This window comes from Nocardioides carbamazepini, from assembly GCF_024614185.1.
Taxonomy (GTDB): domain Bacteria; phylum Actinomycetota; class Actinomycetes; order Propionibacteriales; family Nocardioidaceae; genus Nocardioides; species Nocardioides carbamazepini.
In genome coordinates, this window is the sequence record NZ_JAHTLF010000013.1 from 1 (window position 1) to 25,306 (window position 25,306).

The following is a 25,306-nucleotide window of genomic DNA, read 5'->3' on the forward strand; positions in this document are numbered from 1 at the left end:
GCCGAAAACACACGCCCAACCCCAGAATCCAAACCCCCGAAGGAATCCATCAACACAGAGCCAGACGCACACAAACGTCACAACAATCTATGCATGACACACTGTTGAGTTCTCAAACATCACACGCTTCGAGGTTTCCCGTTGCCGGTTCGTCCTCGAGCTGATGCAGTCCGCGACTCTAGACTCTGACCCCGGTCTGTACCAAACCCGCAAGGCTTGCTTTTCTGACCGGCGCCCGAACCAGGAGTTCGAGACTTGGTGGTCGCGGGGCCGGAAACCCCCCGGCTGACCGCCGTGTTGTCTCCCGCCGCACCCGGCGACAGAGGGAACATTACGCACTCCCCCGCGGAAGCACAAATCGAAACGACGTGACCCGGGCCACAGGACGCCCCGAGGGGCTGTGCGGGCCCCGGAAGCAGTCGTGGGCGGCCTCCAGGAGGCCGCCCACGAGGGACTCTCTCAGCGCACTCTGACGCCGGCGAACCGCTTCTTCCCGCGCCGCAGCACCAACCACGAGGACGCGATCAGGTCTGCTGTCGCGGGCACGTGGCCGGGATCGTCGACCCGGACGTTGTTGACGTACGCGCCGCCTTCGGCCACCGTGCGTCGGGCCTCCCCCTTGGACTTGGCGAGGCCGGTGATGGTGAGCAGCTCGACCACGTCCGGGATGCCTCCGGTGCCGTCGACGTCGACCGTGCCGGCCTCGCCCAGGGCGGCCGCCAGCGTCGCGGCCGTGAGCGCGGTGACGTCGCCGCCCCCGAAGAGGGCCTCGGCCGCAGCCTTGGCGCTCTCCGTCTCCTCCGCGCCATGCACCAAGGTGGTGACCTCGTCGGCCAGCACCTTCTGCGCCTCGCGGAGGAATGGCTTCTCGGCGTGCCGGGCCTCGAGCTCCTCGATCTGCTCACGCGGCAGGAACGTGAAGACCCGCAGCAGCTCACCGACCTTCTCGTCCTCGACGTTGAGCCAGAACTGGTGGAAGGCGTAGGGCGGCATCATCTCGGCGTCGAGCCACAGCGCGCCGCCCTCGGTCTTGCCGTACTTGGTGCCGTCGGCCTTGGTGATGAGGGGCGTGGCGAACGCGTGGGCGGTACCGCCTTCGGCGCGGCGGATCAGCTCCACACCGCCCGTCAGGTTGCCCCACTGGTCGGAGCCGCCGAACTGGAGCGACACCCCCCGCTCGCGGTAGAGGGTCAGGAAGTCCATCGACTGGAGCAGCACGTAGGAGAACTCGGTGTAGCTGATGCCGGACTCGAGCCGGCGCCTCACCGTCTCGCGGGCGAGCATCCGGTTGACCGGGAAGTGCTTGCCGACGTCACGGAGGAAGTCGATGACCGACAGACCCCCGGTCCACTCGTGGTTGTTGACCATCGTCGCCGCGTTCGCGCCCTCGAAGGAGAGGAAGGGCTCGATCTGGCCGCGGACCCGCGCCGTCCACTCCTGGACGGTGTCCAGCGAGTTGAGCGTGCGCTCCCCCGAGTCGCGGGGGTCGCCGATCATCCCGGTGGCACCGCCGACCAGCGCGAAGGGCGTGTGGCCGGCGCGCTGGAGCCGCATCGCCGTCACGATCTGGACCAGGTTGCCCATGTGCAGGCTCGGCGCGGTCGGGTCGAAGCCCACATAGAACCGGACGCTGCCCGCGCTCAGGGCTGTACGCAGCGCCTCGCGGTCGGTGGACTCGGCCAGCAGGCCGCGCCACTCCAGGTCGTCCAGAAGCGTGGTGTCGACGGACACGTCGATCCTTTCGTCGTGCGGTGAGATGGGACGGTTCCCGCACCAAGGGTGCCCCATGGACGACAGGACGGCCCAGTGGGCCGTCGTCGATCGACGCGGGTACGTTGCGAGGACGATGACCACCAACCAACGGGTAGCGGGGCGGTACGCGCTCCAGCAGGAGATCGGGCGCGGCGCGGGCGGTGCCGTGTGGTCGGCGCACGACGAGGTGCTCGGCCGCCGGGTGGCGCTCAAGCGACTCGGCTCGACCGCAGGGATCGGTGGCGACGCGGTCCGCGCCGAGCGCGAGGCGCGGCTCGCGGCCCAGCTGGGGCATCCGAGCGTCGTCGCCGTCCACGACCTCGTGACCGACGCCGACGGCGCCTGGCTCGTCATGGAGTACGTCGACGGCCAGGCCCTGTCCGCCGTCGTACGGGACGCCCCCCTCGCCGCCGACGACGCGGCCCGGCTGCTGGCGCCCGTCGCCGATGCGCTCGCCCAGGCCCACGCGCTCGGGATCGTCCACCGCGACGTGAAGCCCTCGAACATCCTGGCCGGGCCCGACGGTGCAAAGCTCACCGACTTCGGCATCGCCCGCGGCGCCGAGGACGCGACGCTCACCCGGACCGGGCTGGTGACCGGCTCCCCTGCCTATCTGGCGCCCGAGGTGGCGACCGGCGGCCAGGCGACGCCGGCGAGCGACGTCTGGTCGCTGGGCGCGACCCTCGTGCACCTGCTGACCGGGCGGCCGCCGTACCACCGCGCCGACCTGGACAACGGTCCGCTGGCCGTGGTCTACCGGATCGCCCACGAGGACCCGCCGGTCGTCCCGGACGCGGGGTGGCTGGCGCCGCTCCTGGCCGCGACGATGGCCAAGGACCCGCGGGCACGGCCGACCATGGCGGCGGTGCGCGACGTCCTGTCCCGCACCGCCGTCGCCGCGGAGCAGACGATGGCGCTGCCGGCCGTTCCCCGCACCCGACGCACGACCGGGGTCGTCGCCGGTGCCGCGGTCGCGGTGGTGCTGGTCCTGCTCGTCGTTGCCGTCCTGGTCCTGCGGCCGGGCGGGGACGACGACACGCCTGTCACCCGGGAGACGCCCGGCACGGCCGGCACGCCGAGCGGGCCGGCCACGTCGGCGGCCGCGCGGACGGCCGCCGAGCTCGAGGAGTTCGCCCGCACGTACGTCGCCACGGCCAGCCAGGACCCGGGTGCGGGCTTCGCGATGCTGACGGCCCGGTACCAGGCGAGCAGCCCGGACTACGTCGGATTCTGGGGGCGGGTGAAGAACCCGCGGCTGATCGCGGTCACGGCGGATCCCGCGGCGATGACCGTGACCTACCGCTACGCCTACGTCCTCCAGGGCGAGGGCCGCCGGACGGAGCGGGTCACGCTGCAGCTGGTCGACGAGTTCGGAAAGCTCCTGATCGACGGCGCCACCGCTGGGTAGCCTGCTCGCAATGAGCGGGTACGGCGTGCTGTCACCGGACGACGCGGCCCGGCTGCTGCTGCCGGTGGCCGAGTCGGTCGCGGCCGTGCACGCCGCCTCCGGCCGGCACGGCGCGATCTCGCCCGCGGCCGTCGAGGTCGACGAGAGCGGTCGGGCGCTGCTCGTCGACAGCTCCCGGGTGGCGCCGGACCCCGCCTACACCGCGCCCGGTGGGGCCGACGACGTCTGGTCCCTCGCGGCCGTGCTCCTGCACGCCACGACCGGCCATCCGCCGGGGGCCTACGGCACGCCACCCACCGTGCCGCGGACGACCGGGTGGCTGGCGCCGCTGATCGAGCTCGGGTTGAGGCCTGAGGCGCGCGAGCGCCCCTCGGCCGCCGAGCTCGCCGACTACCTCCGCGCCCGGGTCGCGCCGCCCGCCGAGCGCCGGCCCCTCCCGGTCGGGGCGCTGGTGCTCGCCGGCGCCGCCGTGCTCGCGCTGCTCGGGGTCGTCGGTGCTGCCCTCCTCTTCACCGGCGGCGACGACGCGCCCCGCACCCGGCCGGAGAGCTCGGACGCCGCGAGCACCGAGGCGGAGGAGGAGCCGACGACCGCGGAGCCCTCGGCGGATCCGACGCCACCCACCGCGGCGGAGCTGGAGAGCTTCGCCCGCGACTATGTGGCCACCGCCAGTGGCGACCCGGACCTCGGCTTCACCTGGCTGACGGCGGCCTATCAGCAACGCAGCCCGCGCTACCAGCAGGTCTGGGCATCGATCCGCGACCCGCGGCTGCTGTCCGTGACCGGCGATCCGCGGGCCATGTCCGTCAGCTACACCTACCGCTACCGGCTCGCGGGCGGTGGCACCCGCACGGAGGACATCACCCTCTTCCTGGTCCAGGACGGCGACCGGCTGCTCATCGCGGACGCGACGGCCCACTAGCGCTGGAGCGGGGACTCCTGGGTCCGGATCGCGGCCTCGACCCGGTCCCGCGGCCCGGCGACGAAGACGTACTCGACGTTGCGCAGCCGGCCGACCTGACCGACCCGCTCGCCGGCGGCGTTGTGGATGCCGATCTGCGCGCCGACGTACCGCTTCCGGTCGAAGGCGAGTACCTCGACGCTCGCATGGCCGGCGTCGTGGAGCCAGCGGGTCATCTCCTCGGGACTGACCCAGGACTCGTCGTTGTAGGAGACCAGCACCACCTCCGCGCGCAGGCGGCCGAGCAGGTCGGCGAGAGCCGCCGGCATCGCGCGGCGGTTGTTGAAGACGCTGCGCCGCTCGCGGACGTCGACGCGCTTGCACGCGATGCCGTAGTGCTCGGGTGCGTCCCAGCGGACCAGGGTCTCCCAGATGTGGTAGTTCGCGAAGTAGCGGTGCTGGTTGTAGGGCGGGTCGACGTAGGCGAGGTCGACCGGCTCCAGCTCGTCGACCACGGTCATCGCGTCGCCGTGAACGGTCCGCCCGGGACCGGACAGCAGGGCGGGGCGGCGCAGGTCGAGGTCGGCGTTCGAGCGCGGCGCCCACTGCTTGAGGTAGGCCATCTGCACGCCGGTCGTCGAGTCGACCCGGTCCGCGGCCAGCAGCAGGCTGGTCAGCAGCAGCGGCCGCAACGGGCTCCCCGGTGGGTGGTCCCGCTCGATCGCGTCGCGGATGGCGTCGATGCGGCGGCCGTTGCGCGGCTGGAAGAAGCGCGCCTGCTCACAGAAGGTCGCCGTGACATAGCCGCGCTCGCCGGGCAGGGCGGCGAGCCGCGCGAGCTCGGCGTCCAGGCCGTGGAGGTCCACCGTGTCGGCGTCGGTGGCGACGAAGCAGTCGCTCAGCACCGCGGAGTACGACGCCAGGTCGGCGGCCGTCACCCGCAGCCCCTGGCGCTTGAGCTCCTGCGCGACCCGCGTCGTACCGGTGAACAGGTCCACGGCCGTCCGGGCACCGGTCGCGACCGCCAGCTCCCCCAGCACGGGCACGAGCGTGCGCTTCGAGCCGAGGTACTTGATCACGACGGCAGCCTAGGGCGCCGGCTCGCGGGTACCGCGCGGTGATGGGTCGGATCCGGGTGGGCACGTCGGGCTGGTCCTACGCGTCCTGGCGTGGTGACTTCTACCCGAAGGGCCTCGCACAGCGGCGCGAGCTCGCCTATCTCGCGGAGCGGTTGTCGTCGGTCGAGGTGAACGGCTCGTTCTACGCGCTGCAGCGGCCGTCGACGTACGAGCGGTGGCGGGACGAGACGCCCGACGACTTCGTGCTGGCCGTCAAGGGCAGCCGGTTCATCACCCATCTCAAGCGGCTGCGTGACGTCGAGCAGGGGCTGGCACGGTTCTTCGGCTCCGGTGTGCAGGAGCTCGAGCACAAGCTCGGGCCGGTCCTGTGGCAGCTGCCCGCCTCACTCCCCTACGACGCCGCCCTCATGGGCGACTTCTTCTCTTCGCTGCCGCGCTGGGCACGACATGTCGTCGAGTTCCGGCACCGCAGCTTCTGCGTCGACGAGGCGTTCGCCCAGATGCGCGAGCAGGGGATCGGCTGCGTCGTCTCCGACTCCCCCGGACGCTGGCCGATGGCCGAGGTGGTGACCAGCGACGTCGTCCACGTCCGGCTGCACGGACACACCGAGCTCTACGCCAGCGGCTACGCACCGCGCTCGCTGGACCGATGGGCGCAGAAGTGCCGGCAGTGGGCCGAGCGCGCCGACGTCTTCGTCTACTTCGACAACGACGCCCGTGGGCGCGCACCCCATGATGCCGTGGCACTGAGCCGGCGGCTCGGCCTGACCTCCTGAGTCCCCGCGCCGAGTGCCGCGGGGCCCGGCGGGTACCGCCCGGTCATGTCCATCCTCGTGACCGGCCTGTTCGTGGCGCAGCTGCTCGTCGGGGGCTACCTGTACAGCTTCGTCCTGGGCGCCGGCCAGCGCAGCAGCAACGCGCGCGCGACGCGGATCCCCGATCTCGTGGCGTTCGTGCACCCCCTCGCGGCCATCGTCACCTTCTCCTGCTGGCTGGCCTACCTGGCGAACGACGACAAGACGTTCGCCTGGGCCACCTTCGCCCTGCTGCTGCTCACCGCGAGTGGCGGTGCGGTGATGGCGCTCAAGACGCTGACCGGTTCGCCGGTCGTCGACCGGCCCTCCCCGCGTCAGGGCATCCTGGATCCCGGCGACCCGGCGGAGGTGCGGGTGGCGGAGAAGCAGATCCCACGGGCCGCCGTGGCCGTGCACGGGCTCATCTTCCTGGTGCTGACGGTGGGGACGCTGCTCGTGGCCCTCGACGCCGTGGACTGACATCCTCAGGACATGACCGAGACCCCTTCACCGCTCCAGCCGCTCGACGAGGACTGGCAGCGTGCCCTGTGCGTCGTCGCGCACCCCGACGACATGGAGTTCGGCGCCGCGGCCGCGGTTGCCCGCTGGACCGGACAGGGCAAGCACGTCGTCTACTGCATGGTGACCAGCGGCGAGGCCGGCATCGACGGGCTCGCCCCCGATGCGTGTCGCGAGGTGCGCGAGGAGGAGCAGGTCCGCTCCGCGCAGATCGTCGGCGTCGACGTCGTCGACTTCCTGCGCCAGCCCGACGGCGTCCTGGAGTACGGCGTCGCGCTGCGCGGCGTGATCGCCGCCGAGGTCCGGCGGCACCGGCCGGACATCGTGATCACCGGCAACTTCCGCGACACCTGGGGCGGGCGGAACCTCAACCAGGCCGACCACATCGCGGTCGGCCGGGCGGTCGTGGACGGCGTACGGGACGCAGGGAACCGGTGGGTCTTCCCCGATCAGCTCGCTACCGGGCCGGGCGGTCTCGAGCCGTGGGGCGGGGTGCGCGAGGTGTGGGCGTTCGGCTCACCCGAGTCCACCCACGCCGTCGACACGACCGACACCTTCGACGCCGGCGTGGAGTCGCTGAAGGCGCACGCGGCCTACATCGACGGGCTGGGGTGGGAGAACTGGGACCCACGGGAGTTCCTCGAGGGCATGTCCCGATCGACGGGCTCGCGTCTGGGCGTCGCCTTCGCCGCCCCCTTCGAGGTGTTCCCCATGGGCTGGGGCGAGTGAGCCGCCACTAGGGTGGGGCCCCTCGGGGCGGTAGCTCAGTCGGTCAGAGCAGAGGACTCATAATCCTTGGGTCGTGGGTTCGAGCCCCACCCGCCCTACGCAGACGCACCACCTCGCGCACGCCGAGAGCCAGCACCGACAGCGCCACGATCAGCACGGCACCCCCCTTTGGCCGGTCATTCGGGGCGCCGTCCAACAGCAGTCCGCTCGCGAGGAGGGCCAGGAGAAGGCCCAGGACGAACAGCGGCGCGACATGCCAGCGGCGGGTCTCGCTCACCGGGGCGACCCACATGAGAGCCAGATTGCGCACCAGGCAGTAGCCGAGCCAGGAGGCGAGGAGGGCCGACAACACCCACCAACCCCACGGAGCGCCCTCGGACTCGCGGTGGCCGAACATGCCGACCACCGCGGGAAGGAACAGTCCGCCTTGGAGCAGCACCCAGGGCAGACAGATGCTGATCGCGGTCCCCTGCCGACGTGCCACAGGGTGCAATCTAGTAGGCGGCGGAACCGAGCGGGACGGGATCGAGCAGCGAGGCCAGCCGGACGGCGGGGGCGGAGCCGAACTCGGCCCGCTCCGTCTGCGTCATGGTGGCGACGCAGCGCCGCCAGGACTCCACGCGGGCGAGCCGGCCGAGCTGGAGGGCGGCGGGGAGTGCGGCGCGCAGGTCGGCGGGAGCGGCGAGGTCCGACCAGATCTCGAGGGCGGCGTCGGCGATCCGCCACAGCCGCGGGTCGCCGACGGGCAGGTCGAGGGACTGGCGAGCCATGGCCAGGGGGACGTAGAGGCCGGCGAGCGGGTCGCCGATGACGGCATCGCCGTAGTCGAAGAAGCGCAGGGTGCCGTCGGGAGCCAGCACGACGTTCTCGGCGTGCAGGTCGTTGTGGAGCAGGGTCAGCGGCAGGTCGAGGTCCTCGACCAGGTCCGACCAGCGCTCCACCGTCGGGAGGAGCGCCTCGAGCAGGACGGCGACCTCGGGCGCCAGGCGGCGCGGGTCGTCGGGAGCCAGGGCGGCGAGGCGGCCGACCGCGTCGGCGACGTACGTCGTGGCGTCGGCGGGTGCGAGCACGGTGAGGTGGAGGTCGTCGACCTCGGCGACGACGCGGCGCTGGAGGTCCGCGGCGTCCGCCGCGATGCGGGCCCAGGTCGCGAGATCCCTCGCTCCCCCGCGGTCGTGGACGGTCGGCCCGAGGTCGGCAGTGAGTAGCAGGTCGCGGTCGGCGTCGACCGCGAGGACCGGCACGACATGGTCCGGGGCGAGCCGCGCCAGCCTCGCCATCAACCGGGCCTCGTGGGCCTGGCCCGGGCAGTTCTGCTTGGCGTACGAGGACCGGCCACCGGCGGTGACCCGCCATACGGCCGACCAGGGCCGGACAGCGACGACCTCGACCCGCTCGGGGACCCCGACCGCGGCGGTCAGGAACGCGCACAGCTCGGCGCGGAACTCCTCCGTCGCCCATATCGCGCTCGTCCAGGTGCTCGTGCTCACCCCAGCAGCGTCACCCCGCGAGGGCCGCCGGCGCCACCGGTTTCCTCACGGGCAGCGTCATCGGCGGATGGTGACGCCGGCGGGCGGCCCCATCAGGACCCCGTCGCCACCGCCGAACCCGCCGCTGAGACCACTCCCGAAGCCGCCGGGACCCTGCTGCTGGGAGTCACCGCCGGGCAGCTCAGCATCCAGGTCGGCGAGGACCACCTCGTCCCCCTCGTCGAGGCCGTCGGTGATCTCGATGTCGGTGGCCCCGACCAGGCCCGTCGCGACCCGCGTGAGCTTGGCCTTCCCCGTGCCGTCGACGACCGTGACGGCCCCGTCGCTGACCGCCGAGGCGGGCACCACGACGACGTCCTCGGCGGAGCCCACCACGATCGCGACCGTGGCCGGCATGCCCTCGGCGAGGGCGAGGTCACGGTCGTCGAGCAGGACCTCCACGGCGTACGTGGGGGCGGCGGCGGACGTGGAGGAGCTGGACGCGGTGTGCTCGATCCGGCCCACGGTGCCGGCGAGGGGCTCGGTCGCGCCGGCCGGAGTGACCTCGGCGGCCGTCCCGGTCGCCAGCTCCTCTGCCTGGGCCGCGCTGACCTCGACGGTCACGGTCGTCAGGCCGGGGGCGACCAGGGCGCCGACGGTGTCACCGGTCGCGACCCGGTCGCCGGGACCCACCCCCAGCGTCACGAGCGTGCCGTCGGCGGGCGCGCGGACGATGGCGCCCCGGAGGTCGGCGCGGGCCGACGCCAACGAGGCGGCCGCCTTGTCGATGGCGGCCTGGTCCTCGGCCAGGGTGGCCGCCGTGACGGTACGGGTGGGCTCGCCGGATCCGGCTCCGGCCGTGCCGCTCGGCGAGCTGCTCGCGGCGTCCGGGCCGGCGCTGGGGGTCGCGTCGGGGGTCTCGCTGGGAATCGCGCCGGCGGTCGCGGAGACGCTGCCCAACGCTCCGGTCAGCGTGGCGCCGAGCGTCTCCAGCGCCTTCTGCAGGACGTCCTGCGCGGCGGAGGCGCCGACCTGGGCTGCCTGCACCGCCGTCAGCGCGTCCGCGCAGGCGTCGCTGAGCATCCCCTCGGTCGCGGCGGGTGCCGGGGCCGCGTCCGTCGTGGGGGCATCCGTGGCAGGGCCGCCAGGCCCTGGATCGGTCGCCACCGGGTCGGCGCACGCCTGCTGCTGCGCTCCGAGCTTGTCCGCGGCCACGGCCAGCGCGGCGGTTGCCGCGGACCGGGCAGCGACCACCGCGTCCTGCTGTGCGCTCAGCTGGGCCAGCACCTCGGCGTTGGCGCCGGAGCCGGCGTCACTGGTGCCGGGCTTGTCACCGGTGTCGCCGGTGCCTTTCGCGGGCGAGTCCTGCGCGCTGTCGGCCGACGTCGCCTGGTCGACCGCGGTCGTCTGTGCTTCGCGGTCGTCGGCCAGCTGTGCCTCGGCCGCCGCGACGTCCGACCTGGCCCGGTCGACGGCCGCACGCAGCGACGCCCGGTCGAGGACCGCGATCACCTGCCCCTGCCGCACGTCGTCGCCCTGCTCGACCCGCACGCGGGCGACCGTGCCAGCGGTTCCGAACGCCAGCGCGGAGGTGCCGCTGGGAGTGATCGTGCCGGAGAGGGTGAGCTCCTCGGCCACGTCGCCGCGCGCGGCGGCGACGGTGCGGTAGTGGACGCTGTCGTCGGCGGCCGCACCGTACGCCGCCACGCCGGTCCCGGCGAGGGCCACGACGGCGAGCGGGACGGCGATGCGCCGGGACCGGATCAGAGACCGCACTGGTCGTCCACCTGGTCGCTGACCTGGACGGAGGTGGCCGTCACGGCGCCCGTGTCGTCGGCGTCGCCCTGGACGCGGACGCACCGTCCGACCGTCAGGGCACTCGCCTCGGCCGCCGCCTGCTTCGTATAGGCGGTCGCGGTGCCCACGGTGACCGTGACGGCGCCGTCCAGCCCGTCGATGACGAACCCGCTGTCGCTGACCGAGGAGACCTGGCCGACGGTGCCGAGCCCGACCCGCCCACCGGCACGCATGCCGTCTGGCCGGTCCGACGGGAGATCCGACGGGAGATCCGACGGGAGATCGGTGGGTCGCCCGCCGTCGGGGCCCTCGGGGCCGCCGGGTCCGACGGCAACGCCGAAGCCGCCGGTGCAGCCCCCGTCACCGGCGGGCGACACGGCCACGGAGGCGGCCTCGATCTCGGTCGGCGGAGCGTCGTCGGAGCCCGCGGCATCCGATGTCTCGGCGTCCGCACTGCGCACCATGACACACATGCCCTCGGTGACGTCGGCGACGGTGGCCGCGGCCTGGGTGGTGATGGCCGTGTCGCCGGTGACGGTGACGGCGACCTGTCCGGTCAGCTGGTTCTGGACCTGGAGGACGTCACCGTCGACCGCGGCGATCTCGCCGAAGGTGCCCGGCATGCCGCGTCCGCTGCCGGGGCCGCCGGCAACGTCCAGCTCCTGGGCGTCGCCGCCACCGGCCGCTGTCGAGGTCGGCGCGTCGTCGCCGCAGCCGGTGAGCAGCACCGCAAGGACGGCGCCGGCGGCGAACGAGCGGAGGAGAGGAACGGACATCGGTACTCCTGGGTCGTGGTTCGGGTTGGTCATTCGCTGCGGAGCGCGTCGATCGGGGTGAGACGGGCGGCCCGGCCGGCCGGATAGACGCCGAACCCGACGCCGAGCGCCAGTGACGTGGCCAGAGCGGCGACCGTCGCGAGCCCGGAGACCGCGACGGCCTGGTCGATGAGCTGAGGCAGCACCTGGGCGCCGACGATGCCGAGGAGGACTCCGATCAGCCCGCCCGTCAGTCCGAGCAGCGACGCCTCGACCAGGAACTGGCGCCGGATGACGTTCGGGGCGGCGCCGAGCGCCTTGCGCAGGCCGATCTCGCGCACGCGCTCGGTGACGGAGACCAGCATGATGTTCATGACGCCGATGCCGCCCACCAGCAAGGAGATGGCCGCGACGCCGCCGAGCAGCACCGTGAAGGTCCGGTTCGTCTCGTTGGCGGTCTCGACCAGGGAGTCCTGGGTCGAGATGGAGAAGTCGGCGTCGGCGGTCGTGACGCCGTGCCGGTTGGCCAACAGCGCCCGGACCTCCTGGTAGGCAGCGGAGAGCCGGTCCTCGCTCGCCGCCTCCACGTAGATCGTCGAGACCGTGTCACTGGTGCTGCCCGTCAGTCGGCTGGCGGTGCCGACCGGGACGACCGCCTGGTCGTCCTCGCTGCTCCCCGACGATGAGGCACCCGAGGAGGTGAGGACACCGACCACGGTGACCCGGGTCCCGTTGACGGTGACCTGCTGGCCGACCGGGCTCTGCCGGCCGAACAGCTCCGAGGCGGTGTCGGGACCGATCACCGCGACGGCCGCGCCCTGGGCCGCCTCCTCGGCGGTGAAGAAGCGCCCCGCCGAGAGCCCGCGGCTGCGGACAGCGAGCCAGTCGGTCGTCGTACCGACGAGGGAGGTCGTCCAGTTGGTGTCGCCGTTGACGAGCGACACCGAGCTGGTGGTGGCCGGGGCGACCCCGGCGGCGTCGGGTACGACGTCACGGTCGGCGATCGCCGACGCGTCGGCGTAGGTCAGGGTCGATGCGGAGCCGAATCCGCCGCGGACCCCGGATCCGTCGGTGCTGCTGCCCGGCGACACGATGAGCAGGTTGGAGCCGAGCGCGTCGATCTGGTCCTTGACCTCCTTCTGGGCGCCCTGCCCCAGGCCGACGGTGAGGATCACCGACGAGATGCCGATGACGATGCCGAGGACGGTCAACGACGAGCGCAACCGGTGGGAACGGATCGCGGCCAGTCCCGACCGGACCGTCTCCCACCAGCTCACTGGGCCACTCCCGCGGCAGCGGTGGGCCGGTCCACGGCGATCAGGCCGTCGTCGATGACCAGGTTGCGCCCGGCGCGCGCGGCGACGTCGGGCTCGTGGGTGATCAGCACGATCGTGCGCCCACTGGCGTGGAGCTCGTCGAAGAGGCCGAGCACGTCGCTCGTCGAGCGCGAGTCGAGGTTGCCGGTGGGCTCGTCGGCGAGCAGGAGCGCGGGCTCGGTGACCAGGGCCCGCGCCACCGCGACCCGCTGCTGCTGACCACCGGACAGCTCACCCGGGCGGTGGTCCACGCGGTCGCCGAGCCCGACCCTCTCCAGGGCCGCGATCGCACGGTCCCTGCGCTCGTGGCGCGGCAGGCCGGCGTACACGAGCGGCAGCTCGACGTTGCGCCAGGCGGTCATCGAGGGCAGGAGGTGGAACTGCTGGAAGACGAAGCCGATCCGGCGGTTGCGGATCGCGGCGAGAGCCGCCTCGTCGAGGCTCGAGGTGTCCTCGTCCGCCAGGACGTACCGGCCCTCGGTCGGCAGGTCGAGGCAGCCGAGCAGGTTCATCAGGGTCGACTTGCCGGAACCGGACGGGCCGATCACGGCGACGTACTCGCCCTCGTCGATCCGGATGTCGATGCCGCGCAGCGCCTCGAACGCGAGACTGCCGGAGCGGTAGGTCTTGCGCACGCCCTCGAGCTCGATGATCACGCTCACCGCGGTCCCCCGCCGGACACGCCGCCCTGGACGCCGCCCTGGGGCGGGACGAAGCCCTCGGGGAGCACGCCGCCCTGCTCGATCTGGCGGCGGAGCTCCTGCATCTGCTCGCCGCCGCCGGAGCCGCCGGGGCCGCCGGGGCCGGAGAAGCCCGGGATCTCGACCACGTCGCCCTCGGCGAGGCCGGTGAGGATCTCCGTGGCCAGGCCCGACGTCTCGCCGGTGGTGACCTCGACCCGCTCGGTCGCGCCGGTGGCGCCGTCGGTGACCAGCTCGACGTAGGTCGTCTCCCCGTCGGTCCGCAGTGCGCGACTGTCGACGGTGAGCACGTCGGCGCGCTGGCTGACGACGATCGCGATGTCGGCCGACGTCCCGGTGTAGAGGTCGTCGCGCTCGCCGGTCACCTCGATGGTCACCGGGAAGACGGCGGCGCCGGACGAGTCCGCCTCCGCGACGAGCCCCACCTCGGCGACGGTGCCGTAGACGGTCTCGTCGATCCCGCTGACCGTGATCTCGGTCTGCAGGCCCTTCTTCACCTTCCCGACGTCGCCGCTGGCGACCGTCGCCTCGATGACATAGCTGCCCGTCGAGACGACGGTGACGGTGCCGTCCGCGGTGCCACTGTCGGACGAGGACGAATCCGAGCCGGCGGGCGTGCCGGAGGATCCGGCGGTGTCCCCCACCTCGATGCCCACCGCGGTCACGGTGCCGGCGGTGGTCGACCGGAGCACGGCGTCGGCCACGGCCTCCTTCGCCTGGGCCAGGCTCGACTCGGCGGCGAGGACCGCAGCCTGGTCCGCGCTGGCCTGCTCGTCGGACGCGCCGTCCGCGAGGTGCTCGGAGCGGGCCGTCTCCGCTGCGTCCAAGGCGCTCTCCGCGGCCTCCAGCTCGGCTCGGAGCACGTCGTCGTCGATGGCGGCGAGCCGCTGGCCCCTCGTCACCTTCTCGCCCGGCTCGACGTACACGTCGGTCACGGTGCCGCTGACGTCGAAGGCCAGCTCCGCCGTCGTCGCCGCCTCGACCGTGCCGCTGGCCGTGACGGTCTGCTTGAGGGTCTGGGTCGCCACGGTGGCCGTGGTGGTCGCGGCGGCCGCGGGCTGGTCGTCCCGGAGGAGCAGCCAGCCGCCGATCGCGGCGGCGATCACGAGGAAGGCGACCAGGCCGAGGACGAGCCGCCGGGACCGACGGGCGCCGACGCGGCGCAGGAGCGTGCGTTTCACAGGTCCGACCCTGGCGGCGCCGACTGTGCGGCTCCTCGGTCGGACCTATGCCGGGGCTGTGAGAGCGCCGAGCACGACCGTGACCCGCGTGTCCCCCGGGACGCTGCGCAGGGCGACCGAGCCTCCGTGCGCGCTGACGATCGCCTGGACGAGCGCCAGGCCGAGACCGATGCCGTCGGAACGGTGCCGGGACGCGTCGCCGCGGGTGAAGCGCTCGAAGGCCGTGTCGACCAGGTCCGCAGGGAAGCCCGGACCGTCGTCGTGGACGTCGAAGCCGTCGGCGCGCACGGTGACGGTGACGGTGGTACCGGCGGGGGTGTACTTGCGGGCGTTGGTCAGCAGGTTCGTGACCACCTGGTGCAGGCGATGCTCGTCGCCGATGACCTCGATCGGCTCACCGTCCGCGGGGAGCACGATCCGCCACCGGTGGTCCGGCGCGACCACGCGCGCGTCGTCGACAGCCTCGATCAGCAGCCGGGTCAGGTCCACGGTCTCGGCCGCGAGCGGCCGGCCCGCGTCGATCCGGGCCAACAGGAGCAGGTCCTCGACGAGCGTGGTCATCCGCCCGGCCTCCTCCTCGACCTTCGCCAGCGCCACGGCCGCGGTCTCGGCGTCGCCGCGACGGCGGGCGAGCTCGGTGTACCCGGAGATGGTCGTCAGTGGCGTGCGCAGCTCATGGGAGGCGTCGGCGACGAACTGGCGGACCTGCTGCTCGCTGCGGTGCCGGGCCGACAGCGACGACTCGACGTGGGCGAGCAGCTGGTTGAGGGCGAGGCCGACCTGCCCGGCCTCGGTGCGCGGGTCGGTCAGCCGCTCGGGCACCCGCTCGGTGATGGCGATCTCGCCCTCGTCGAGCGGGATCGCGGAGACGGCGTGGGCCGTGGCCGCGACCTCGGTGAGCGGACGCAGCTGGCGTCGTACGACGGCGGTGCCGGCCATCGCCGCGGCGACGATGCCGAGCAGGGCGAGCGCGAGCTCCCAGCGCACGAGCGACATCGTGGCGTCGTCGACATCTCTGGTCGGCAGCCCCACGATCACGCGAGTGCCGTCGCCCGGGCGCGCGGACATCACGCGGTAGCGACCGTGGTCACCCAGATCGACGGTCTCGGCTCCACCGTGCGCCACGTTCCGCAGCGCGTCGAGCTCATCGGTGCCGAGGAGCGCGAGCTCGCCGCCGTCGGTGACGACGAAACCCTGCCCGGCGGAGTCCGTGAACGTGGCGTCGACCAACCCCGGCTGCCCGATGAACCTCCGTACCGTGCCGCCGGGAAGGGCAGGTGTGGCTGGCACGCTGACGCCCGACATGGAGGCCGAGCGACTCGTCGCGGCACGTACGTCGTCGTCGAGGCGGTCCATCAGCCAGGCGCGCATGCCGACGGCGGTCACGGCCCCGACGAGCAGCGACACCACCGCGACCAGAGCCACGGCCGTGACGACCAGCCGGGAGGTGAGCGAGTGCGGGACGAGGTCCCTCATCAGCCCGCCGGCTTCAGCACATAGCCCGCGCCGCGCATCGTGTGGATCATCGGCGCCCGGCCCACGTCGACCTTCTTGCGCAGGTAGGAGATGTAGAGCTCGACGACATTGGCCTGGCCACCGAAGTCGTAGTTCCAGACCCGGTCGAGGATCTGCGCCTTGCTGAGGACCCGCCGCGGGTTGCGCATCAGATAGCGCAGCAGCTCGAACTCGGTCGCGGTCAGCGTGATCTCCGCACCGGCCCGGGTGACCTCACGGCTGTCCTCGTCGAGGACCAGGTCACCGACGACGAGGGTGGAGCGGCTCTGCTCCACGGCCGTGCCGGCCCGGCGTACCAGCGCGCGGAGCCGGGCGACGAGCTCCTCGAGGGAGAACGGCTTGGTCACGTAGTCGTCGCCGCCCGCGGTGAGGCCGGCGACCCGGTCCTCGACGGCGTCGCGGGCGGTGAGGAACAGGACCGGCACACTGGGGTCGTCGGCGCGGATCCGGCGCAGCACCTCCATCCCGCCGTAGTCGGGCAGCATCATGTCGAGGACGACCACGTCCGGGCCGTGGCTGCGGACCGCGGTCACGGCGTCGCCACCGGTGTGGGCGGTCTCCACCGCCCAGCCCTCGTAGCGCAGTGCCATCGCGACGAGCTCGGCGATGTTGACCTCGTCATCGACGACGACAGCGCGCAGCGGGGTGCCGTCGGGGCGGGTCGCGGTCTCGGTCATGACAGCAGACTGTGCCAGCAACCTGTGCGGATCCTGTGGATCCCTTGTGCGCATCCTGCGGCTCTTCACGGCCCGGTCACAGGGTCAGCACAGGGACCGGGGTGAGCGTGGAGGCATGACCCAGGACGACCAGACCCCGGACCAGACCCCGGACCAGCAGCCGGACCAGCACGCCGCACCCGCCGATCCGGCGGGCCAGGACGCCGCCTCACCGACCGAGCCCGCACCGGTCGCGCCAACCGTGCCTCCTCCCGGCCCGCCCGCACCGGCCGCACCCGTCCCGGCCGCCGCGCCTCCCCCGCCCCGGTCGCGTTGGCGCGACCGCCTGTTCAGCTTCCGCGCGATGCTCGCGGTGACCCTCGCCGGGCTGGTCCTCGGCGCCGGGGCCGGGGCCGGCACCGCCCTGGTCGCCGCCCACGACGACGGTCCCGACTTCCGCCATCAGCGGATGGGCGGCCCCGGCCAGGACGGGTTCCCCGGCTGGGGCGGGCGCAACGGCCGGGACGGGCCGCCGCCCGGACTGGGCCAGCAGCTCCCGCCCGGCATGACGCCCCAGGAGGAGGGCGAGGCTCCCCAGGACGACTCGTCCGAGGGCACCTCGGGCAGCTGAGGTGCGGGTGCCGGCAGGTGTCGCGAACGACGAAGCCCCGCCGGGTGACCCGGCGGGGCTTCGTGCCTGGCTCCCCCGACTGGACTCGAACCAGTAACCCTTCGATTAACAGTCGAATGCTCTGCCAGTTGAGCTACGGGGGAATGCTCGGCTCCACCCGCGAGGTGGAGCGGGGAAACCCTAGCAAGGCAGGGGCGGTCGCCAGAAATCGAGGCCCCCGGAGCTCCGCGTCAGACCTCGTCGTCAGACCTCGTCGTCAGACCTCGACGTCGGCCCGTGCCGTGGCGAGTGCCTCCTGCACGACGGCGTCGACCCGGGGGTCGGCGGGGTCCAGCCCGTCGTCGTACTCGACGAACCAGGCGAGCTCCGCCCGGCTGCCGGGAGCACGGCGGGCGAGGATGCGCACCGAGCGGCGGCCGGACACGGCGACGTGCCGTTGGACGGCGATGCTGGCGGTGACCCGCTCGCGGACCAGCTGCAGCAGGCGGCCGGCGTCGTCGAGGTGCAGCAGATGGACCGGACTGGGCTCGCCGAAGCGGCCCACCTCGACCACGCGCAGCGTCGACTCCTCCTGATCCCAGTCGGCGCTGGCTACCTGCTCCCACGGGACCCGTGCGGGCAGGTAGAGGGCGTCACGGGTGCCGCCGACGAGCGGCGGGCCGCCGTCCGGCTGTCGCACCTGGGCCCAGGCGAGCAGCCGCTCCCCCGGTCCGACGGGGAACGGCGGGCGACGCCACGGCAGCGGAGGCCACCTCATCGGCACGGCCTCACGGAGCGCCCACGATCTTCTCCCGCAGGGTGCGGCGGTGCTGCTCGAGCGCCGCGAGCTCGCCGAACATCTTGTTGTAGTCGGCGGCGTTGTCCAGCGGGTTGGTGCGCTGGAGCCGGGAGCGGACCTCGTCGATCCGCCGCAGCACCGTCAGCTCCTGGAGCCGGTAGACGTGGTGGGCGACATAGTCCGCGTCGATCTCGCGGTGGGCCGGGATCGGCTCGACGGCGAGTGCGCTGATCAGCGACGACACCGCCGGGTCGGTGGCCGCCGCGCGCAGGCGCGTCACCCAGGCGGGATCGTTCTGGCCGGCGACGGTGCCGCCGGCCGCCGCGACGAGATCCCACACCGCGCGGTAGGTCGGGTGGGTGAAGTCGTTGCTGCCGATGTCGGCCGTGGTGCGGCCGATCGCGAGAGGTGCCTGCAGGACCAGCTTGAGGGTCTCGCGCTCGATGCCGAACCGCGGCTCGCGCAGATCGGGTACGGCGGAGCGCGGCGCCGGCTCCGGGGTGGCCTCCGGTTGCTGGCGCCCCCGCTCGTTGCGGTTGGTCCGCTCCGGTCCGCTCGCCGCGGCCCGGCGTACCTCCGCGCGAGCCTGCTCGATGTCGACGCCGACCATCGCGGAGAGCTCCCGGACGAAGGCGTCGACCTTCGACTTGTCACGCACGCTGGCGACGAGCTTGGCACCCTCCCGGATGGCGTCGACCCGGCTGTCGGCGCGATCGAGGTCGTAGCGGCCGATGACGTTCTCGAGGACGAAGCGGTAGAGCGGACGTCGACTGGCGATCAGCTCGCGGACCGCGGCGTCACCCTCCTTGATCCGCAGGTCGCAGGGGTCCATGCCCTCCGGCGCGACCGCGACATACGTCTGGGAGACGAACCGCTGGTCGCCCTCGAAGGTGCGCAGAGCAGCCTTCTGCCCGGCCTCGTCGCCGTCGAAGGTGAACACGACCTCGCTGCGCAGCTCGGCGTGGTCGTCCAGGAAGCGCCGCAGCACCCGGGCGTGGTCGTCGCCGAAGGCCGTGCCGCACGTGGCGACGGCCGTCTCGACCCCCGCGAGATGACAGGCCATCACGTCGGTGTAGCCCTCGACGACGACCGCCCGTGAGCTCAGCGCGATCGGCTTGCGAGCCAGGTCGATGCCGTAGAGCACCTGGCTCTTCTTGTAGATCGGCGTCTCCTGGGTGTTGAGGTACTTGGCCTCGATCCGGTCGTCGTCGAAGATCCGCCGCGCCCCGAATCCGATGGTGTCGCCGTTGGTCTCGCGGATCGGCCACAGCAGCCGCCCACGGAACTTGTCGTAGTGGGAGCGTCCCAACGCCACCAGACCGGCGGCGATCAGCTCCTCCGAGCTGAACTTCCGGCCACTCAGGTGCCGCCACAGCGCCTCGCCGTCGCGCGGCGCGAAGCCGATGCCGAAGGTGAGCGCGGCCTGCTGATCGAAGCCGCGCTCGGCCAGGAACTGCCGGGCCGCCAGTGCGTCGGGACTCCCCAGCTGCTCGGCGTAGAACTCCTGGGCCACGGCGTGCGCCTCGATCAGGCGACGCCGCTGCGGCCCCTTGGGCCGGTCGTCGTGGCCGGTCTCGTCGCGACGCAGGTGGACGCCGTACTTGTCGGCCATCCGCTCGACGGCCTCGCCGAAGGTGAGCCCGTCGACCTTCATCAGGAAGGTGAAGACATCGCCGCCTTCCTGACAGCCGAAGCAATGGTAGAAGCCCCGACTCGGGGTGACGTGGAAGGACGGGGACTTCTCGTCGTGGAAGGGGCACAGGCCCTTCATCGAGCCGCCGCCGGCGTTGCGGAGGGTGACGTACGACGACACCACCTCGTCGATCTTGGCCCGCTCACGGACCGTGGCGATGTCCTCGTCACGAATCCGGCCGGCCATGCCGTGATCCTACTGACGGGGTGCGACCGGGCCGCAGGCAGTGGAGTCGGGCCTGTGGAGGGCCCCTGCTTTTCGCCCGGGGCTGCGTGACCTCGGGCCCCACTGCCTCGTTGGCCCCGCGGGAGGACCGCACGAAGGGGGCATGGGTTCGTGGCGTTCGGGGAGGGACCGGGCATGGATCAGGCATCGGCGCGCAGCGGTACCCGCTGGCCGGTGACCCTCATCGTGCTGCTCTTCGCCGTCTCGGCCCTGGTCATGGTGCTCAAGGACGGCGAGGACGAGACGGCGCCCCAGGCGGCGTCGATCTCCTCGATCGACCTGGACCTGAAGGACCTGCCGGCCAGCTCCACGATGACGACCATCGACGCCGCGCCGCGCGACCCGCGCCCGATGAACGTGCCGAAGGGCACCGTGGTGCACCCGAAGCGGACGACGGCGCTGTACGACGAGCCCGACGGCAAGCCGTTCGGCAAGATCAAGCCGACCCAGTTCGGCGACCTCTGGCTTCCGGTGATCACCCGCAGCCGCGACTGGGTGCAGGTCCTGCTGCCGTCGAAGCCGAACGGCTCGACGGGGTGGGTCCGCGGCTCGGAGCTGACCGAGGCCCGCAGCCGGTTCCTGGTCAAGGTGCACCTGGGCGAGCGCTCCCTGGAACTGTTCGAGGACGACGCACTGGTCGGGACCTGGACCGTGGCGATCGGGGCCGGCGGTACGCCGACACCGGTCGGCCGGACCTTCGTGCTGGGTCAGATCATCGACGACAAGCAGCCGTTCTCGCCGGTCATCCTGCCGCTGGGCAGCCACAGCGAGACGCTCGACTCCTACGGCGGCGGCCCCGGCACCGTGGCGCTGCACGGCTGGACCGACCCGTCCGTGTTCGGCAAGGCGATCAGCCACGGCTGCGTGCGGGTGCCCGATGACGCGCTCGACCTGCTCCGCACCGTGCCACTCGGAACGGTGGTCATGGTCGACGAGGCCTGACCCTCACGTACTGCTCCATCTCGGGGCCACATGATGAAGATGAAGGGAACACCCATGAAGAACAAGCGGCACCTGGCCCCGGTGGCCGGCGCGCTCCTCCTGGTTGCGGGAGCGGCGGCGTCCGTGTCCCTCCTGGCGGGCAGCTCGGCGACCGCAGCGGGCACCCCGTCCTCCGCGTTCGGCCTCGAGCTCTCGATCGCCGACAACGCCGTGATCGAGCCGCTGCCGACCGTTACCTCGACGGACGGCTCCCTCAAGAGCGACTCCCTCGTCGGGCTTCCCAAGAACCCGGTCGCCAGCGGCGGCATCATCAACGCATCCGCCCAGAACGGCGCCGCGACCGCCAGCGTCACGGACCTCGCCGTGGGCGACGGCCTGCTGGCCATCCCTCAGCTCGACGCCCTGACGCAGCCGCTCGGCAAGGCCTGCGACGACCTGACCGCGGCCCTCGGGCAGCTGACCCAGCCGCTCGACACGACAGTGCTCGCGCCGCTCCTCACCAATCTCCAGGGCGTGCTCGACCAGGTCGGCTCGGCCACCAAGGGGACGCCTCTCAACCTCGGCGCCCTCGGTGCGCTCGACATCAGCAAGCTCACCAAGCTCGAGCTCAACGGCCTGTGCGACGTGCTCCGGGGCAAGCTGAAGATCGTCGGTGCCGGTGCCGTCGAGGCGAAGTGCACGGGCAACTCCGGCACCACCACCATCGCCGACCTCGCCGCCCTGGGCCTCCCGGTCAACATCGACACGAAGCAGGCCAACCAGGCGATCAAGATCCCGGACGTCGCCGGTGTCCCGCCGATCATCGAGCTCGTCGTGAACCGCCAGACGGCCAACGCCGACGGCACCTTCACCGTCGACGCGCTCTACCTGAACGTCCTCGACCAGATCAAGCTGACCGTCGCCTCGGCCACCTGCGGCAACGTCACCAGCGACCGGGCGCCCGCACCGGACGACGCCCCGTCGCCGAAGCCGGTCAAGGACCACGTGCCGGTCACCGGCTGACCCGCTCGGGCCCACGCCGCCGATCGACCCGTCGCGTTCGAACGCGACGGGTCGATCGTCTTCAGCCGAGCAGGCGCGCGTGCCAGGCGACGGCGCTGGCATCGGTGAGCGAGGCCACCTGGTCGATGACGACCCGGGTGCGGGCCGCGTCGTCGGCGGCAGCGCGCCAGTCGGCGGCGTACATCTCGTCGAGCGCATCGGCACCGCGGTCGAGGAGCACGTCCACCAGGGCCGTGAGCAGCTCCCGCTGGCGCACCTGGAGGGCGACCCGGTCGGCGTCCTCCATGACGTAGTGCGCGGCGATCCCCTTGAGGACCGTGATCTCGGCCCAGGTGGCGGCCGGGATCACCAGATCTCCCGCGTAGCGGACGAACGGTCCCTCGGCGGTCGCGAAGGTGGCCTGCTGGACGGCGCCGCAGAACCGCCCGATGAGGTCGCTGGTCAGGTTCTTCAGCGCCGCCAGACCAGCCCGCCTGCCGTCGTACGGCGTCCGCGGCCAGCTGCCGACCGCCCGCAGCCGGTCGAGGACGTCGTCGAGCTCCGCATCGGTCGCGTCCGGGTGGTACCAGGCCCGCACCGTGCCCCACACGGCCGCCGTGTCCAGCCGGGTCAGGTCGACCTTGCCGGCGACGGTGCCGTCCTCGACATCGTGCACGGAGTAGGCCACGTCGTCGGCGAGGTCCATCACCTGGGCCTCCAGGCAGCGCCCACCCGCCGGCGCCCCGGACCGGAGCCAGTCGAACGCCGGCCGGTCGTCGTCGTACACCCCGAACTTGCCGGTGCGGTCGGGGGCCTCGTCACGGCCCCAGGGGTACTTCGTGCAGGCGTCGAGCGTGGCGCGGGTGAGGTTGAGCCCGGCGCCCGGCGTCTTGGCCTCCAGCCGGGTCAGCAGCCGCAGCGTCTGCGCGTTGCCCTCGAAGCCTCCGCATCCGGTAGCCAGCTCGGCCAGCGCCCGCTCGCCGTTGTGGCCGAAGGGCGGGTGGCCCAGGTCGTGCGCCAGCGCCGCGGTCTCGGTGATGTCGGGATGGATGCCCAGGGCGCGGGAGAGGTCGCGCGCGATCTGGGCGACCTCCAGGCTGTGGGTCAGCCGGTTGCGGACGAAGTCGTCGCTCTGCGGGCCGACCACCTGGGTCTTGGCCGCCAGACGCCGGAAGGACGCCGCATGCACCACCCGCGCCCGGTCCCGCTCGAACGGCAGCCGCACGGGAGCCTCCACGCGCTTCGGCGGCTCGGGCACGATCCGATCGCGCGCATGCGCGTCGTACCGCTGCTCCACCTCGTCCACGCAGCGACCCTATCGGCGGACACGTCGAGGGGCCGGCCTGCCGTTCAGATGTCGAAGGCGCGCGCCGGTAGCGCGTCGAGCGGCAGCGGCCGGACCTCGCCACCGACGCAGAGGTGCACGACCTCGCAGGCCACCGCGGCCCGTCGCGCCGCGGCGTACAGCGACGTCGCCCACGCCAGGTCGCGCTCGTCGACGGCCTCCTCACCCGGCCGAGTCATGAGGAAGGCAACGCGCCATCCGTCGGTGTCCTCCAGCACGTCCCGGATCCACCGGGCCAGGCGGTACTCCTGGTCCTCGTCCAGCGGGCCGACGACGTCGCTGAAGGTCACCGCCCTCCGCGTGGTCCTGCCGTCCGACCACACGAACAGGCAGGTGGTGCCGACGGGCGGCCGGTCGCACCGGCGGACCCACTGTCGCCAGGTCCGGTCCAGGTCACGCTGGTGGCGGATGCGCGCCCGAGCGTCGCGTCGGATCATCCCTGCAGCATGCCGGGCGGACGCGGGCCGGGCCAGCGGCTCTCCACAGGCCGCGGCCGCGTGCGTCAAGCGGACGCATCGCCCAAGCCTTCGATGCCGATCAGACCAGCGAACCGGGCGTAGTGGCGCGTGTTCTCCGTGACGATGGCGCCGGCACCGTGCGCCAAGGCCACCGCCACGACGTTGGCATCATGGACCTGCTTGCCCAGCACCTCGTGGTGGTCAAGCAGGTCGCGAAGCCACCGCAGCGAAGCATCGCCCTCTGACAGTAGGCTCATGTCGAGAAGGAAGTCATCAACATTCCCCAACGCCTGTGGCATCGACAGGCCGAGTCCGTTCACCTCCGGCGGACGAGTGCCCACCACGAGGTACTCCCGCACGATCTGCGGGGTGATGGCGAGCCGACGCTCGTCATAGCGGACCAGCTCGAGCGCCTGGACATGGTTACGGCGCCCGGCATCTGTTGCCGCGAGCAGCACGTTGGAGTCGAGCACCACATCGACCGGTGCCGGTCGGTCAGCGCCCGTCGTCGCCATAGATGTCTGCGCGGTCGAAAGGCATGTCGTTGCCCGACTCGACGATGGTCAGGGCAAGGCAGCGAGGCGGTCGGCCGCGTTCTGGCTCGTTGGCGAGACGCTCCAAGGCCTCTCGCAACTCCTGCTGCACCGAATGACCGTGCCGAGCCGCGCGCCTCTTGATCGCGGCCACCGTCTCCTCGGGAACGTCCCTGATGTGCAGTGCAGGCATGAGATCATGCTAGCAGTCGGTGCTAGCAGTCCCGACGGCTCAGAAGACCGAGACGTGCACGTGGTCGTAGTGGTTCGCGGTGGCCGAGCCGCGGTTCGACATGCCCCGCCAACCCTCACCGGAGCGCTCCACGGACCAGATCTTCTGCGAGTAGATGACATAGGAGACGCCGAGGGCCGTGTAGTTGGCCCGGACGAACTCCGCGATCTCCCAGCCGACGCCGCCCGAGATCATGATGTCGACCGCCCGGCCGCGGGGGTGGTCGCCGCCGCCACCGCGCAGGGTGCCGTAGACGCTGACCTCCGGGAAGTTCGCGCAGACCGCCGCGTGGACCTTCTTGATGCTGGCGCTGACGCCCGCGGGCACCGAGGTGCCGTTGGTGCACGCGCCGCCGAGGGTCGGGGGCTTCTCGTCGGTGAAGTAGCCGGCGGTCACCCAGCGGGACCGGCCCTCGACGACGACCTCGGCGCGGTCGCCGTAGGTGCGCCCGGTGACGAGGAGCTTCTCGCCCTCCTCGATCTCACCGACCTCCTTGGCCCGCTTGTCGGGGCGGGTCCACAGGTTGAGCGGCGCGGAGGTCCACTGCTGCTTCTTCGCCTCGCCGATCGCCTGGGCGGTCGCGCTGTCGGCCAGCAGGGCGTCGAGCTCGGTGCCGATGGCGTCAGCCGACCGGTCCGTGCTACGGGACAGCACCGGAACCCGTGCACCACTGTCGCCGACGGAGCCGGCAGCGGCCTTCGAGCGGTCGACGGCGATGAGGTCCGCGTCCGGTGCCGGGGAGTTGAGGACGCCTCCCGTGACGACCGCGGTGGTCGCGAGGGCGGCGAGAGAGCCGGCCAGGACGGCGGCTCGGGGCGTACGTCGCGCGGTTTCCCGCTTGTGGCTGGTGGCCACGCGCTGATCCTTTGCTGTCGCTTACAGATGTATCCCGAGGACTCTGACCTTCGCCAGAGCA

The 25,306-nt window shown here is 72.5% G+C and carries 25 protein-coding genes and 2 tRNA genes; 9 read left to right on the plus strand and 18 right to left on the minus strand.

What is annotated here, in order from left to right; all coding sequences use genetic code 11:
• Positions 1-459: 459 nt before the first annotated feature.
• Complete coding sequence (gene tyrS / locus KVF89_RS06890; RefSeq protein WP_257424494.1) at positions 460-1,731, minus strand: tyrosine--tRNA ligase; 1,272 nt, start codon at positions 1,729-1,731, stop codon at positions 460-462.
• A gap of 55 nt (positions 1,732-1,786) precedes the next feature.
• On the opposite strand from tyrS, the gene KVF89_RS06895 reads away from it, so the two are divergent.
• Both KVF89_RS06895 and KVF89_RS06900 read left to right on the plus strand, forming a co-directional pair.
• Positions 1,787-3,160 (plus strand): serine/threonine-protein kinase, encoded by a 1,374-nt coding sequence (locus KVF89_RS06895; protein ID WP_257424495.1) that lies wholly within the window; start codon positions 1,787-1,789, stop codon positions 3,158-3,160.
• A 10-nt stretch (positions 3,161-3,170) separates the two neighbouring features.
• Positions 3,171-4,082: a protein kinase family protein gene (locus KVF89_RS06900; protein ID WP_257424496.1), complete on the plus strand. Its 912-nt coding sequence runs from the start codon at positions 3,171-3,173 to the stop codon at positions 4,080-4,082.
• On the opposite strand, the gene KVF89_RS06905 is transcribed toward KVF89_RS06900, so the two are convergent.
• Positions 4,079-5,140: a DNA adenine methylase gene (locus KVF89_RS06905; RefSeq protein WP_257424497.1), complete on the minus strand. Its 1,062-nt coding sequence runs from the start codon at positions 5,138-5,140 to the stop codon at positions 4,079-4,081. The two genes, KVF89_RS06900 and KVF89_RS06905, sit on opposite strands and share 4 nt — an antisense overlap.
• Before the next feature lie 41 nt (positions 5,141-5,181).
• On the opposite strand from KVF89_RS06905, the gene KVF89_RS06910 reads away from it, so the two are divergent.
• From KVF89_RS06910 to KVF89_RS06925, 4 genes are all read left to right on the plus strand, one after another.
• Complete coding sequence (locus KVF89_RS06910; RefSeq protein ID WP_257424498.1) at positions 5,182-5,916, plus strand: DUF72 domain-containing protein; 735 nt, start codon at positions 5,182-5,184, stop codon at positions 5,914-5,916.
• A 45-nt stretch (positions 5,917-5,961) separates the two neighbouring features.
• Positions 5,962-6,414, plus strand: a complete 453-nt coding sequence (locus tag KVF89_RS06915; RefSeq protein WP_257424499.1) for a hypothetical protein — start codon at positions 5,962-5,964, stop codon at positions 6,412-6,414.
• A 12-nt stretch (positions 6,415-6,426) separates the two neighbouring features.
• On the plus strand, positions 6,427-7,182 hold the full coding sequence (locus KVF89_RS06920; RefSeq protein ID WP_257424500.1) for a PIG-L deacetylase family protein: 756 nt from the start codon (positions 6,427-6,429) through the stop codon (positions 7,180-7,182).
• Between the two features lie 24 nt (positions 7,183-7,206).
• A tRNA-Ile gene (locus KVF89_RS06925) sits at positions 7,207-7,280 on the plus strand.
• 396 nt (positions 7,281-7,676) lie between these two features.
• Here KVF89_RS06925 and KVF89_RS06930 read toward each other — a convergent pair.
• Genes KVF89_RS06930 through KVF89_RS06965 form a run of 8 tightly spaced genes read right to left on the minus strand, consistent with a single transcriptional unit; the run spans position 7,677 to position 16,593 of the window.
• Complete coding sequence (locus KVF89_RS06930; RefSeq protein ID WP_257424501.1) at positions 7,677-8,672, minus strand: phosphotransferase; 996 nt, start codon at positions 8,670-8,672, stop codon at positions 7,677-7,679.
• Between the two features lie 57 nt (positions 8,673-8,729).
• Positions 8,730-10,427 (minus strand): efflux RND transporter periplasmic adaptor subunit, encoded by a 1,698-nt coding sequence (locus KVF89_RS06935; RefSeq protein WP_257424502.1) that lies wholly within the window; start codon positions 10,425-10,427, stop codon positions 8,730-8,732.
• Positions 10,415-11,224: a DUF5666 domain-containing protein gene (locus KVF89_RS06940; protein ID WP_257424503.1), complete on the minus strand. Its 810-nt coding sequence runs from the start codon at positions 11,222-11,224 to the stop codon at positions 10,415-10,417. Before KVF89_RS06940 ends, KVF89_RS06935 begins: the two co-directional genes overlap by 13 nt.
• 29 nt (positions 11,225-11,253) lie before the next feature.
• Entirely contained in the window at positions 11,254-12,480 is a 1,227-nt protein-coding gene (locus KVF89_RS06945; RefSeq protein WP_257424504.1) for an ABC transporter permease, read from the minus strand.
• Positions 12,477-13,172 carry an ABC transporter ATP-binding protein gene (locus KVF89_RS06950; protein ID WP_257425245.1) on the minus strand — a complete coding sequence of 232 codons (696 nt, stop codon included), beginning with the start codon at positions 13,170-13,172 and terminating at the stop codon, positions 12,477-12,479. Before KVF89_RS06950 ends, KVF89_RS06945 begins: the two co-directional genes overlap by 4 nt.
• Before the next feature lie 5 nt (positions 13,173-13,177).
• Entirely contained in the window at positions 13,178-14,401 is a 1,224-nt protein-coding gene (locus KVF89_RS06955) for an efflux RND transporter periplasmic adaptor subunit (RefSeq protein WP_257424505.1), read from the minus strand.
• A gap of 45 nt (positions 14,402-14,446) precedes the next feature.
• Positions 14,447-15,877 (minus strand): sensor histidine kinase, encoded by a 1,431-nt coding sequence (locus KVF89_RS06960; protein ID WP_257424506.1) that lies wholly within the window; start codon positions 15,875-15,877, stop codon positions 14,447-14,449.
• On the minus strand, positions 15,877-16,593 hold the full coding sequence (locus KVF89_RS06965; protein WP_257424507.1) for a response regulator transcription factor: 717 nt from the start codon (positions 16,591-16,593) through the stop codon (positions 15,877-15,879). The genes KVF89_RS06960 and KVF89_RS06965 overlap by 1 nt, the downstream gene beginning before the upstream one ends.
• A gap of 115 nt (positions 16,594-16,708) precedes the next feature.
• Between KVF89_RS06965 and KVF89_RS06970 the strand changes: the two genes are divergently transcribed.
• Positions 16,709-17,203 carry a hypothetical protein gene (locus KVF89_RS06970; protein WP_257424508.1) on the plus strand — a complete coding sequence of 165 codons (495 nt, stop codon included), beginning with the start codon at positions 16,709-16,711 and terminating at the stop codon, positions 17,201-17,203.
• Positions 17,204-17,270: 67 nt separating this feature from the next.
• Here the strand turns inward: KVF89_RS06970 and KVF89_RS06975 are convergent.
• From KVF89_RS06975 to dnaG, 3 genes are all read right to left on the minus strand, one after another.
• Positions 17,271-17,346, minus strand: a tRNA-Asn gene (locus KVF89_RS06975).
• A 113-nt stretch (positions 17,347-17,459) separates the two neighbouring features.
• Positions 17,460-17,960, minus strand: a complete 501-nt coding sequence (locus KVF89_RS06980; protein ID WP_257424509.1) for a hypothetical protein — start codon at positions 17,958-17,960, stop codon at positions 17,460-17,462.
• A 10-nt stretch (positions 17,961-17,970) separates the two neighbouring features.
• Entirely contained in the window at positions 17,971-19,860 is a 1,890-nt protein-coding gene (gene dnaG, locus KVF89_RS06985) for a DNA primase (protein WP_257424510.1), read from the minus strand.
• 174 nt (positions 19,861-20,034) lie between these two features.
• Between dnaG and ldt-CoaP the strand changes: the two genes are divergently transcribed.
• Positions 20,035-20,841 carry a L,D-transpeptidase gene (ldt-CoaP, locus tag KVF89_RS06990; protein ID WP_257424511.1) on the plus strand — a complete coding sequence of 269 codons (807 nt, stop codon included), beginning with the start codon at positions 20,035-20,037 and terminating at the stop codon, positions 20,839-20,841.
• A 54-nt stretch (positions 20,842-20,895) separates the two neighbouring features.
• A complete protein-coding gene (locus tag KVF89_RS06995; RefSeq protein ID WP_257424512.1) occupies positions 20,896-21,843 on the plus strand; it encodes a hypothetical protein in 948 nt (315 codons plus the stop codon).
• A 61-nt stretch (positions 21,844-21,904) separates the two neighbouring features.
• Here KVF89_RS06995 and KVF89_RS07000 read toward each other — a convergent pair whose 3' ends face one another.
• The 5 genes from KVF89_RS07000 to KVF89_RS07020 all read right to left on the minus strand — a co-directional run bounded on the left by KVF89_RS07000 (position 21,905) and on the right by KVF89_RS07020 (position 25,245).
• Entirely contained in the window at positions 21,905-23,128 is a 1,224-nt protein-coding gene (locus tag KVF89_RS07000; RefSeq protein WP_257424513.1) for a deoxyguanosinetriphosphate triphosphohydrolase, read from the minus strand.
• 44 nt (positions 23,129-23,172) lie between these two features.
• The gene (locus tag KVF89_RS07005; protein WP_257424514.1) at positions 23,173-23,604 is read right to left on the minus strand and encodes a hypothetical protein; all 432 of its coding nucleotides are present in this window, start codon (positions 23,602-23,604) and stop codon (positions 23,173-23,175) included.
• A gap of 65 nt (positions 23,605-23,669) precedes the next feature.
• Complete coding sequence (locus KVF89_RS07010; RefSeq protein ID WP_257424515.1) at positions 23,670-24,140, minus strand: type II toxin-antitoxin system VapC family toxin; 471 nt, start codon at positions 24,138-24,140, stop codon at positions 23,670-23,672.
• Entirely contained in the window at positions 24,121-24,351 is a 231-nt protein-coding gene (locus tag KVF89_RS07015) for a FitA-like ribbon-helix-helix domain-containing protein (RefSeq protein WP_257424516.1), read from the minus strand. Before KVF89_RS07015 ends, KVF89_RS07010 begins: the two co-directional genes overlap by 20 nt.
• A 39-nt stretch (positions 24,352-24,390) precedes the next feature.
• A complete protein-coding gene (locus tag KVF89_RS07020; protein ID WP_257424517.1) occupies positions 24,391-25,245 on the minus strand; it encodes a VldE C-terminal domain-containing protein in 855 nt (284 codons plus the stop codon).
• Positions 25,246-25,306: the final 61 nt, after the last annotated feature.

What these genes read in the sequence shown, in the direction of transcription:
- KVF89_RS06995 (WP_257424512.1), top strand. Translation starts at nt 20,896, where the DNA reads ATGAAGAACAAGCGGCACCTGGCCCCGGTGGCCGGCGCGCTCCTCCTG.
- dnaG (WP_257424510.1), bottom strand. Translation starts at nt 19,860, where the DNA reads ATGGCCGGCCGGATTCGTGACGAGGACATCGCCACGGTCCGTGAGCGG.
- KVF89_RS06900 (WP_257424496.1), top strand. Translation starts at nt 3,171, where the DNA reads ATGAGCGGGTACGGCGTGCTGTCACCGGACGACGCGGCCCGGCTGCTG.
- KVF89_RS06940 (WP_257424503.1), bottom strand. Translation starts at nt 11,224, where the DNA reads ATGTCCGTTCCTCTCCTCCGCTCGTTCGCCGCCGGCGCCGTCCTTGCG.
- ldt-CoaP (WP_257424511.1), top strand. Translation starts at nt 20,035, where the DNA reads ATGGATCAGGCATCGGCGCGCAGCGGTACCCGCTGGCCGGTGACCCTC.
- KVF89_RS06970 (WP_257424508.1), top strand. Translation starts at nt 16,709, where the DNA reads ATGACCCAGGACGACCAGACCCCGGACCAGACCCCGGACCAGCAGCCG.
- KVF89_RS07015 (WP_257424516.1), bottom strand. Translation starts at nt 24,351, where the DNA reads ATGCCTGCACTGCACATCAGGGACGTTCCCGAGGAGACGGTGGCCGCG.
- KVF89_RS06920 (WP_257424500.1), top strand. Translation starts at nt 6,427, where the DNA reads ATGACCGAGACCCCTTCACCGCTCCAGCCGCTCGACGAGGACTGGCAG.
- KVF89_RS06895 (WP_257424495.1), top strand. Translation starts at nt 1,787, where the DNA reads ATGGACGACAGGACGGCCCAGTGGGCCGTCGTCGATCGACGCGGGTAC.
- KVF89_RS07005 (WP_257424514.1), bottom strand. Translation starts at nt 23,604, where the DNA reads ATGATCCGACGCGACGCTCGGGCGCGCATCCGCCACCAGCGTGACCTG.
- KVF89_RS06915 (WP_257424499.1), top strand. Translation starts at nt 5,962, where the DNA reads ATGTCCATCCTCGTGACCGGCCTGTTCGTGGCGCAGCTGCTCGTCGGG.
- KVF89_RS06910 (WP_257424498.1), top strand. Translation starts at nt 5,182, where the DNA reads ATGGGTCGGATCCGGGTGGGCACGTCGGGCTGGTCCTACGCGTCCTGG.
- KVF89_RS06960 (WP_257424506.1), bottom strand. Translation starts at nt 15,877, where the DNA reads ATGAGGGACCTCGTCCCGCACTCGCTCACCTCCCGGCTGGTCGTCACG.
- KVF89_RS06965 (WP_257424507.1), bottom strand. Translation starts at nt 16,593, where the DNA reads ATGACCGAGACCGCGACCCGCCCCGACGGCACCCCGCTGCGCGCTGTC.
- KVF89_RS06980 (WP_257424509.1), bottom strand. Translation starts at nt 17,960, where the DNA reads ATGAGGTGGCCTCCGCTGCCGTGGCGTCGCCCGCCGTTCCCCGTCGGA.
- KVF89_RS07010 (WP_257424515.1), bottom strand. Translation starts at nt 24,140, where the DNA reads ATGGCGACGACGGGCGCTGACCGACCGGCACCGGTCGATGTGGTGCTC.